The organism is Natrialba sp. INN-245 (genome assembly GCF_009807105.1).
GTDB lineage: Archaea > Halobacteriota > Halobacteria > Halobacteriales > Natrialbaceae > Natrarchaeobius > Natrarchaeobius swarupiae.
In genome coordinates this window covers 135411-144882 of sequence record NZ_WUBV01000005.1, presented here as the reverse complement: position 1 = coordinate 144882, position 9472 = coordinate 135411, and the positions used below count along the sequence as shown (strand labels likewise).

Below are 9472 nucleotides of genomic sequence, written 5' to 3'. Positions count from 1 at the left end.
AGATTTTCACGAAGTTGACCGATCAGCTGAGTTTCGCAGGCTCCTGGATCGAAAATCACCTCGACGGATTCATCCAGAAGTTGCGTTAATCACTAAACTCCGGGAGCGAGAGGACCGACTGAATCGATTGCGGGAAGCCAGGGACCGACTCAACGCCACCGAACAGCAGCTCAAGGAAGAGCAAGCCGAGAAGATCCGCCAGAGAGAACAGGAAGAAGAAGAATCAGGCCAGAAGAAGCGTGGCCGGAAGCCCACACCTCCGGAGGAGGTGGAGCTTCCGGAGGACTCGAAGGCAAACACGACAGATCCAGCGAGTCAAACGCTCAAAACGAGCAACGGGTGGAAACAGGGCTACAACGGCCAAGCAATGGTGGACTGCGACACACAGGTCATCGTCGCTCAGGAGATCACTACTGACGCAAACGACGTCCAGCAGCTCAAGCCGATGCTGGAGACCTGCGAGGAGGTGAACGGCAAGCGCCCGGAGAAGGCGCTTGCCGACGCTGGCTACTGGAGCAAAGCGAACGCGCAGTTAGCGGATGAGCAGACAGAACTGTTCATCGCCACGACCAAAGACTGGAAGCGACGGAAAGAACTCCGGGAAGCGGATCCGCCACGAGGGCGGATCCCCAAGTGGTACGGGCTGAAAGAACGCATGGAGCGAAAACTCCGGACGAAACGAGGCAGAGGTATCTATCGCAAGCGCAGCCAGAGCGTCGAAGCAGTGTTCGGTCAGCACGTCACCCGCGGCTGTGACCGATTTCTGTTACGTGGGGAGGCGGGAGCGCAAGCGGAGTGGTCGTTGTTTTCGGCGACGCACAACCTGTTGAAGCTGTGGCGGTCCGGCCGAGGGCCGGACGGCCACGAAGTAGCAGACACGATCGCCAGATAGCTGAGTTTGCCCCTCTTTTTCTCAACGCTGCTGGATCGGTTGAGCAAATTATACTGCGGTGTCTTCGGCCGATATCGATGACTGGGTGTGTGAGAATTCTTAGACAGGCTCCTAGTGGATACGATTTCTCTGCTCTCTCATTTTGTTGTGAATATTCTCCGCTACCGGCCTGGGAGCCACTAATCGTTCCAAAACATATTTTGTAGTTGGTCGCTCTGGTATACTCGAATGAGTCAGCAAAACCCAACGACTACAGTTACGGCCACCATCAATGATAGTGAGATTGATGCGACAGTTCCGTCGCGATATCTGTTGTCGGATCTGCTTCGACGTGAACTCGATATTACGAGTGTTAAACGTGGGTGTGAAACAGGCAAGTGCGGTGCCTGTACCGTACTGATGGACGGAGATCCGGTTAAATCGTGTAGTGTCCTCGCTGCTCAAGCGGATGGCACGGGAATCGAGACGATTGAGGGATTAGACGACGAACTCGGTGAAATCATAAAGAATGCCTATTCGCGGAATCACGGTCTGCAGTGTGGATTTTGCACATCTGGATTCCTGTTGTCGACGAAATCTCTGCTTGAAGACGTCTCCGATCCATCGAGAGATGAAATCCGCGAACGTCTTCAAGGAAACATCTGCCGGTGTACGGGATACACGCGAATCATCGAGGCCGTCGAAGACGCTGCTGTGAGATACGACCCCGAGTGATCGTTATGGAAGGAAAAACAAAATCACAGACTGACACGGACGAAGACACCCAGTACAAGGGTCGATCGATCCAGCGACTGGAAGACGATCGGATTCTCTCTGGAAACAGTCGGTACGTCGATGACATCGAGCTTCCGGGGATGTTGCATGCAACCGTTGTTCGGAGCATGCGCTCTCACGCTCTAATCGAAGAGATCGACACGAGTGAGGCTGAGGAAATGGACGGTGTCGTTGACACTCTTACCGGGGAGGAAGCTGCTGAAATGGCGAACCGGTACGGAAGTCGTCGCTCTGGAATGATGGATGACCATCCACCGCTGGCACAGGAGAAGGTGCGGTTTGCTGGTGAAGGGGTCGTCGCCGTTGCTGCAGAGTCTCACTACCTTGCTAAAGACGCAGCAAGTACAGTGAGCGTAAGCTACGACTCACTCCCGTCGATGGTCGAACTCGATGACGCGCTGGACCCGGAGTCCGAAGACGAACTCGTCCACCCAGAACTCGACGAAGCAGACGAAGACGTTTCGGGGAACGTCTGGGGCTCGTATTCGATCGATATTGGTGATGTAGAGGCGGCCTTCGACGAGGCTGACACTATCGTTTCACACGAAATAGAGACCAGTCGGCCAACAGCAGTTCCGCTGGAACCCCACGGTGCAGTTGCCGACTACGACCCCGCTGATGACGTACTGACCCTCTATACGTCGACACAAGAGGCCCATCAGGTACGGAGGGATCTTGCTGATACTCTAGATAGGCCGGTCAACTCTATCCGGGTAGTTCAGCCAGAAAACATGGGCGGTGGATTTGGACACAAACTGGAGCTACACGAAAACGAGATCGTCGCGGCACTCTTGTCGATCCGGACGGAACGTCCGGTCAAGGTTGTACTCGACCGCATCGAGGAGTTCCAGGGGACACGAGCACGACAACCACAACGACACGAACTCGAGTTAGCTGTCGACGATGACGGATCGTTCCTCGGCATTCGGGACGACATTACGGCTGTCGCTGGTGCCTATGCTGCACTCACGAAACCCGGTCTGTGGGTCTCTTGTAACCTCGTTGCTACGCCCTACCGAATCGATAACATCGAGGTAAACGGTCGATGTGTCTTTACGAATACCGTCCCATCAGGTGCATATCGGGGGTTCGGTATGACTCAGGCTGCGACAGCCCGTGAATCCCTCATCGAGAAGGTATCAAAGGAACTCGATCTCGATCCCTGGGAGGTACGTCGGAAGAACCTGATCGGAAACGAGGAGTGTCCGACGACGCATCCGATGGGGTTCTATTTGGACTCGTGTGGGACGGAGGAGTGTCTGGGTCTCGTTAGAGAAGATATCGATCTTTCGTTACTGGAAGAAAAAACCGACGACGAAATCGTCCGCGGCCTCGGTGTTGCATCCGCGATGCACGTCAGCAGTGCACAACGCCCTGCGTATACGTCGGATAACAGCTCGGTCACGATCAGGATGGACGAAGACGGTTCGGTGACGGTGACGAGCGATCAGTGTCCGATGGGGACTGGACTCGAAACGTCGTTCGCACAAATTGTTGCCGACGAGTTGGGGATATCCCCATCGAATATCAACTTCGATTTTGCAGACACAGAAACGTCTCCATTCGGACTCGGATCGTGGGGAAGCCGAGCAATCACCGTCGCCGGAAGTGCGGCCTACGAGGCCGGACGGTCACTGAGAGAACGGCTGACAACGATTGCGGCCCACCAGCTCGAGGCTGCACCATCGGATATCGTTCTCGAAGAAGGTCGGTTCTTCGTCGAATCCGATCCATCACGTTCACGGCCGCTGGAGGAGATTGCCTACGACGCACACTACAATGGTCGCAAACTGCCCGACGAAATCACTGCTGGGGCAGTGACCGTTACGGAATCGTTCGACAGTCCAGCACCGGGCATCCTGGATGAAAGCGGAAAAGCGGATATCGCGGTCAATTACCCGAGCAACGTCCATGCCTCGATCGTCGAAATCGATACGAGAACTGGCACGATCGACATTCTCGATTACGCGGCAGCTGACGACATCGGTGAAGTAATCAATCCGATGATCGTCGAGGGACAAATTCAGGGCGGAATTGTACAGGGACTTGGCATGGCATTGGGTGAAGACCTGGAGTACGACGCAAGCGGACAGCCGGTCAATGCGATGATGGAGGATTATCAACTTCCACTGATCAACGAAACGCCAATGATTACGAAGATCCGGGAGGCGGATACGACGTCCGAACGCGCTCCGCTCGGAACGAAGGGTGTCGGAGAGAGTGGCTCCATACTAGCACCGGTCGTGATACTGAACGCCGTAAATGACGCGCTGTACGACGAGTTCGTTTCGTCGACGGTAACTGAAATGCCACTCGACCCGGAAACCGTCTATCAGCTTTGTCACGGTGCAGACGAGTCTGGCGGTGATCGATAGATGAAACCGATAACGTACCTAGAGCCCGAAACGGTAGACGAAGCGTGTGAACAACTCGATCGGCACGGAAACGATGCCGTTGTCCTCGCAGGGGGACAGAGTCTCCTTCAGATTTTGAAACGACGGCTCGTTCAGGCGGATTACGTCGTCGATATCACGGCAATCGACGACTTACACGAACTGGGTGAATCAGATGGGTCGTTTCGGATCGGGGCAGCAGTGCCGTACGTCGACATCGTGCAACACCCCGTCGTTCGATCGCAAATCCCCGGTCTCGCAGAAGCTATCGAGACGATTGGCGACCACCAGATCCGCTGTCGTGGAACGTTCGTTGGGGGCATTGCACACGCGGATCCACAGGGAGATCCACCGATCATTGCGACGGCACTCGATGCGGAGTTTCACATCGCTAGTGTCGACGGGACTCGAACGGTCTCCGCTTCGGAGTTCTACGCTGGTCTGTTCGAAACCGATCTAAATCAGGGTGAACTTATCACACACGTCGAAGTGCCGCTTTCTGAGGATAACGAGATTTCGACGTACCAGTCGTTCACGCGACGGATGGGTGACTACGCGATTGCGGCGGTTGCCCTCTCAACTTCGCTGTCGAACGACGAGACGATGACTGATCCTCGAGTCGTCGTGGGCGCGGCAACTCACGGGCCCACGCGTTTGTCGTCAGTCGAGGACTCTCTCGAGGACTCTGTGATCACGGACGATATCATCGACGAGGCTGCAGAAACTGCCAGGGAGAACGTCGACGCGACCGACGACGAAGTCGCAACCGCAGCGTACAAGTCTCACTTAGTTGGCGAGTTAACGCGTGATGCACTCGAGTCGGTTCGATAACGCGAGTACCGGAGTTTTTCGATCTAGCTATCGAAATCGCTGAGTCGGTCTACGCACTGATCCCATTCGAGCAGTCAGTGTTGGCCTGCTGAGACGGATTGCTGTACCGATATACCGGAGAGGCCGAAGACCGGTCGCGGTTCCAGGGTAAAACGCTACAGCAATCCGTATGGGAATTACTCATTGATGCTCATGCCGTTCCACTCGTCGAAGGAAACATCAACACCTAGAAACGAGAGTGCCCGTGCCATTGTTCTTGTGACTGCCTCCTCGAGGGACTCTGGTTGCTGGTAGAAGGAGAGAAACGGCGGGTAGATAATTCCACCTGCATCCGTTACATCGAGCATGTTCTGTATGTGGATCCGGTTTAACGGTTTTTCACGTGGCATCAGTACGAGCGGCTGACGCTCCTTGAGCGAGACATCTGCTGTCCGCGTTATCAGGTTCCCGGCGTTCCCGTGTGCGATGTTCGACAACGTCTTCATCGAGCACGGACAAACGAGCGTCCCCTGAGTCCGAAACGACCCGCTCGCAGGCGGTGCACCGACGTTTTGAACGTTGTAGGCCGTGTCTGCGAGCTCTCGGACCTCCTCGACCGACTGGTCTGACTCCTGCTCGAGGTTCATCTTGGCTGCTCGTGACAGGATGAGATGGGATTCATACGGTGTTTCGTCGAGTAGCTCGAGGGCTTTAACCCCAAACAGTTGTCCAGTCGCTCCGGTAAAGGCTACGACAACGCGGTTCGACATACTTTGGTATTGCTGTCTAATAGCATAATAGTTGCGAGTGGCTGCTGGTGTCCCCAGGGCTCTCTGTACCGGTTCTTATTAGTATCCCTACACTGGTGAATATATACCTCGACCGTGAATAGTCGCCTATGACATCTGTCGAACAGGTGTATTTGATGGTTTCGGAAATCGAGAACTCGATCCAGTTCTACCGTGATGCACTCGGACTCTCACTCACGTCCGAGTCAGAGGGTCGAGCAAAGTTCGAGACGGGAGCATGTACGTTAGTGCTTGAAGAAGAGTTCGAACCGGACGTTCTCGAGGAGTTTGGACTCGATCCGGTCGGCGATACTCGAGGTGACGGAGTCATCGTCGTTCTGGAGGTAGAGAGTGTCGATGACATTCACGAATCGCTACAATCCGCGGATGCAACCGTCCTTTCACCACCACGTGAAGTCAGTTGGGGGAGAAAACTATTACTCGTCGAGGATCCGGACGGGTACGTTCTCGAAATCTCTCGTCCGCTCGAGTGAGATGGCTATGCGACTGTGAGCCACCGGACCGGTTACCACTCGACGTCGTCTTTTCCAGGAACTCGCGTCGGTTCGTACCGTTCGGAGTCTTCGTCCATGGGGATTGTTGCGTCGATACCCATCTTCTGTGCCTGTCGCTTCGGTCCAGAGGGATCGAGCGGTGCACCGGTCATCGTTGGGAAGGTGTAGACGTCGCGCTGTGGCTGAACGCGAGTTTCCCACGCCCAGTCGACCTCAGCTTCTTCGTCGAGGTCGATATCGTCGTCGACGACCATACAGTACTTCGCTTGGCTTCGCCCGCCGAGTACACTCGAGATGACGTTCCACGGGTCACCATCGAGTCGTTTGTCGATGGCGACGCGAGCTTGGAAGACGCCGTTACCGCCGGAAGGACCGATCTTGACGTCGACCTGATTTACGTTCGGAACTGCTTGTTGGGCGGAGGCGCGTACCGACGCACAGCGGGGGATCCAGTTCATCATCCCATCTTCGTTCGGCGGGAGTCCAGTCAGAACCGTATCGTAGATCGCGTCTTCGCGACGCATAATTCCAGTTACTTCGACACGCGGCGTATTCTCGTTTTGTTCCGAATAGACTCCCGGATACTCTCCGAACGGTGCTTCCGGATTCTTCTCGTCGCCGTGAATGAGGGTTTCGATAACGATCTCCGCGTGAGCTGGAACGTCGACGTCGATCGTTTCGCCGGGAACGAGTTCGACGGATTCGTTCATCAGCCCGCCAGCAACGCTGTACTTGTCGATGTCGTGACCGACGTTGGCGATACTTCCGAAGATAACAGAGGGGGAAGCACCGATGACGATCGCCATCTCGGTCGGTTTCCCTTCCTCTGCGTTGACGCGATATGCGTAGCCAACGCGTCGCTCTTCAGGTGACCACAGCGAAAGCTCGCGTTTCCCAGTGACAAGTTGCCGATAGATGCCTTGACCTCGGGTGCCTGTGTGAGGAAGGTTCGCAACCTGGACGCCGGACGTGATGTAGGGTCCGACGTCCTTCTCGTTGTGGGTAACGATCGGGATCTCTTCGAGGTTCGGTTCCGTATCGATTACTTCTTTGACCGGTCCGTCGTCGACGAGGGTTGGTTCGATTCGATCGGACGAGGCTTCGACCATATTCGTTTCAGCCTCCTTTTTCGTTTCGCCGCCCAGTGCCTCGAGAATACGTCGTTTCGCCGCAAAGAACCCAGCGTGGACGTCCATATCGTGCCCTTCGACGTTCGTAAATCGGAACGCTGGACCTTCCTCTTCGCAGGATTTCTTCACGTATGCTGCGATTTCATACTCCGGAGAAACCGGTTCGTCGACAACGACGAGATCTCCGCGATCTTTGAGATCTTCACTCCACTCTCGCAAGCTTTTCCAAGCCATGTGTGGGTGTTTACCTCATAGAACAAATAGTTTCCCATGACTGTGTTGTTTGGAGTGTCCGTTCGATCGAGATTAGCGTCTGTGGAGCATACTAAGGGGAGCGAAGGCCGAGTGGTTGGTTGCACGACCGCTCGTAGAAACCGGTCAGGTGTCTATCCAAAGGGTAACGATATAATCCTGCAAATTAAACTGCGTATATGGTCGTACTTGCTGCGGTAGATCGATCGAATCAGGCACACGATGTCGTCGAAGAGGCTCGATACCTCGCCGAATTGACGAACGAAGAACTACACGTGATTCACGTCCTCTCCAGAAAGGAGTTTGTCGATCTCGAGCGAACGAGTGTAGACGAAACTGGCGGACCAGCGAGTATCGACCAAGTCCGCCAGACTGCAGAGTCGATTGCCGATGAGATCGCCAGTGAAACCGAATCTGAGTACGTTCCAGTTGGTGAGTTCGGAAACGTCGCCAGCGAAATCAGTCAGTATGCGAACAATAACGAGGTGAGCTACGTCGTGATCGGTGGTCGGAAACGGACACCTGTCGGAAAAGCGGTTTTCGGAAGCGTTACGCAGTCGGTTCTCCTCGAAACGAAGGTACCAGTAGTGACGTTAATGAACTCCGCCCAGTAACGTCAGGAGAGCGTTCGAACCTCGCCGACGACCTCGTCGGTGGGCAAGATATCGGCGTATTTCATCTGCATCTCGAACAGTGCCATCTCGTGGGACGTCGTTGCCCGGTCAGCGACGCATTCTGCCGGAACGATCGTTCGAAAGTTGTGCGAACTCGCGTCGACGACAGTTGCTCTGACGCATCCACTCGTACTGACGCCGGTTACGATGGCGGTATCGATGTCGTGGTGGGTGAGCATCCCCGCAAGATGGGTGTCGAAAAACGCGCTCGGCTTCGTCTTTTCGATGACGATTTCGTCGTCTCTGGGCTCTAGATCTTCGCAGATCTCGTTTGCGTCGCCGACTTCGTATGCCTCACCCCCCTTCCGAAGCTCCATCGCGACGTGTGCGATTTCCTCGTCGGACGGTCCTCGTGTGTAGAAGATCGGTAATTCCGCCTGTCTCGCGGCATTCAGCAACCGTTCGTTCGCGTCGAGTAACGACTCCGTTGTGGCCGAACTTCCGAGCGCGTACTCGTCCTGAGTGAATTGGTTGGTGATATCGACGACGATAACTGCTGGTGAGCGCCCCCACCCAATTCGTTCGCCGTACTGCCCCTTCACAAACGCCTCACGGTCGGAGTCCGAAACGAACTCCGGGACGTACTGTGATAACTCGGTCATACGCTGGTATCGTTCGAGAACCCACCTAAGTGTTCCCGTCGGTGAAGATCCCGTTCGTGGGACCGACTCCTATGCCGGGAAGATTGGGAAGACGGGATTGAGCGGACGAACGTTGATCAAGACGATAAAGACCAAATAGATCGCGACACCGGTCGTTACCGCCGAGATCCCGCTTCGCAATAGCGACTGGTCTGCCTGAACGTAGAGAAACATAAACGAGAACGCAATTGTACTGGCGATAAATCCGAACAAATAGATCAACGCTAGATAGAGCAGAAACCAGCCAACGATGACTGCCGTCTCACTCGGTGAAGCGAAACTCTCCTTGATTCCGGTATCGACGTCCTCGGCGAATTTCGACATGTCGAAGGTCTCCGCGTATTTGCCAAATAGATCAGGGAATAGTAGTGTGACAATTCGAACTACCGTTAGAACTATCGCGGGGACGACGATCAGCATTGGAACCAGCCGTGGCTCCGACGGTAACTCTAATGACAAATAAAAAATGACGAGAAAGTAACAAAGGAGTAGTAGAAACACGGGGACTTTAAATCGTAGCTCCTCTGTGACGATGTTCATGTGTGCTATACACTGCATCTCGGTTATAACGATTGTGGTTGTCGCGGTATCTGTCGATGGTTC

10 protein-coding genes are annotated in these 9472 nt (G+C 54.7%); 6 read left to right on the top strand and 4 right to left on the bottom strand.

From position 1 onward, the window contains the following. The first annotated feature begins 127 nt into the window (after positions 1-127). The 4 genes from GRS80_RS01575 to GRS80_RS01560 all read left to right on the top strand — a co-directional run bounded on the left by GRS80_RS01575 (position 128) and on the right by GRS80_RS01560 (position 4890). Positions 128-892 carry a transposase gene (locus tag GRS80_RS01575; RefSeq protein WP_160046025.1) on the top strand — a complete coding sequence of 255 codons (765 nt, stop codon included), beginning with the start codon at positions 128-130 and terminating at the stop codon, positions 890-892. Between the two features lie 228 nt (positions 893-1120). Beyond that, positions 1121-1606, top strand: a complete 486-nt coding sequence (locus GRS80_RS01570; RefSeq protein ID WP_149080935.1) for a (2Fe-2S)-binding protein — start codon at positions 1121-1123, stop codon at positions 1604-1606. A 5-nt stretch (positions 1607-1611) separates the two neighbouring features. After that, entirely contained in the window at positions 1612-4041 is a 2430-nt protein-coding gene (locus GRS80_RS01565; RefSeq protein ID WP_160046024.1) for a xanthine dehydrogenase family protein molybdopterin-binding subunit, read from the top strand. Further along, positions 4042-4890 carry a xanthine dehydrogenase family protein subunit M gene (locus GRS80_RS01560; protein WP_160046023.1) on the top strand — a complete coding sequence of 283 codons (849 nt, stop codon included), beginning with the start codon at positions 4042-4044 and terminating at the stop codon, positions 4888-4890. It begins immediately after the preceding gene. Positions 4891-5066: 176 nt separating this feature from the next. On the opposite strand, the gene GRS80_RS01555 is transcribed toward GRS80_RS01560, so the two are convergent. Continuing rightward, complete coding sequence (locus tag GRS80_RS01555; RefSeq protein ID WP_160046022.1) at positions 5067-5639, bottom strand: UbiX family flavin prenyltransferase; 573 nt, start codon at positions 5637-5639, stop codon at positions 5067-5069. A 155-nt stretch (positions 5640-5794) separates the two neighbouring features. Between GRS80_RS01555 and GRS80_RS01550 the strand changes: the two genes are divergently transcribed. Further along, positions 5795-6151 (top strand): VOC family protein, encoded by a 357-nt coding sequence (locus GRS80_RS01550; RefSeq protein WP_160046021.1) that lies wholly within the window; start codon positions 5795-5797, stop codon positions 6149-6151. Positions 6152-6183: 32 nt separating this feature from the next. Here GRS80_RS01550 and GRS80_RS01545 read toward each other — a convergent pair whose 3' ends face one another. Beyond that, positions 6184-7536 (bottom strand): UbiD family decarboxylase, encoded by a 1353-nt coding sequence (locus GRS80_RS01545; RefSeq protein ID WP_160046020.1) that lies wholly within the window; start codon positions 7534-7536, stop codon positions 6184-6186. Between the two features lie 197 nt (positions 7537-7733). On the opposite strand from GRS80_RS01545, the gene GRS80_RS01540 reads away from it, so the two are divergent. Further along, positions 7734-8168 (top strand): universal stress protein, encoded by a 435-nt coding sequence (locus tag GRS80_RS01540; RefSeq protein ID WP_160046019.1) that lies wholly within the window; start codon positions 7734-7736, stop codon positions 8166-8168. 2 nt (positions 8169-8170) lie between these two features. On the opposite strand, the gene GRS80_RS01535 is transcribed toward GRS80_RS01540, so the two are convergent. Together GRS80_RS01535 and GRS80_RS01530 are read right to left on the bottom strand one after the other, a co-directional pair. Next, complete coding sequence (locus GRS80_RS01535; protein ID WP_160046018.1) at positions 8171-8830, bottom strand: isochorismatase family protein; 660 nt, start codon at positions 8828-8830, stop codon at positions 8171-8173. Between the two features lie 69 nt (positions 8831-8899). Continuing rightward, positions 8900-9409: a tripartite tricarboxylate transporter TctB family protein gene (locus GRS80_RS01530; RefSeq protein ID WP_160046017.1), complete on the bottom strand. Its 510-nt coding sequence runs from the start codon at positions 9407-9409 to the stop codon at positions 8900-8902. Between the last annotated feature and the right edge of the window lie 63 nt (positions 9410-9472).